This is a genomic window from Streptomyces sp. MS06 (genome assembly GCF_047200655.1).
Taxonomy (GTDB): domain Bacteria; phylum Actinomycetota; class Actinomycetes; order Streptomycetales; family Streptomycetaceae; genus Streptomyces.
This window is the reverse complement of the sequence record NZ_JBJZOJ010000165.1, coordinates 1-554: the sequence shown is the minus strand read 5'-3', so window position 1 is coordinate 554 and position 554 is coordinate 1. Positions and strand designations below refer to the sequence as shown.

Annotated in this window: 1 protein-coding gene; it reads right to left on the bottom strand. The window is 71.8% G+C overall.

The window, feature by feature from the left end; all coding sequences use genetic code 11:
- Positions 1–24: 24 nt before the first annotated feature.
- Positions 25–554 (bottom strand): sulfate adenylyltransferase subunit CysD (gene cysD, locus ACL02U_RS32960; RefSeq protein ID WP_412794685.1); only part of this gene is annotated, 530 nt, incomplete at its 5' end.

Sequence of the window (554 nt, the reverse complement as noted above, 5' to 3'; positions counted from 1 at the left end):
GGAGCGTTTCGATGGTGGTCATGGTCAGAAGTACCCCTCGCGTTTGCGGTCCTCCATCGCGGCCTCGGACACCCTGTCGTCGGCCCGGGTCGCGCCCCGTTCGGTCAGCCGGGAGGCGGCGATCTCGGTGATCACGGCATCCAGCGTGCTCGCGTCGGAGTCGACGGCGCCGGTGCAGGACATGTCGCCGACGGTGCGGTAGCGCACGAGGCGCCGCTCGACGGTCTCGCCGTCCTTCGGGCCGCCCCAGTCGCCGGCGGTGAGCCACATGCCGCCCCGCCGGAACACCTCCCGCCGGTGGGCGAAGTAGATCGACGGCAGTTCCACGCGCTCGCGGGCGATGTACTGCCAGACGTCGAGCTCGGTCCAGTTGGACAGGGGGAAGACGCGGACGTGTTCGCCGGGGGCGTGGCGGCCGTTGTACAGCTGCCACAGCTCCGGCCGCTGGCGGCGCGGGTCCCACTGGGAGAACTCGTCCCGCAGGGAGAACACGCGTTCCTTGGCGCGGGCCTTCTCCTCGTCGCGGCGGCCGCCGCCGAGCACCGCGTCGAAGC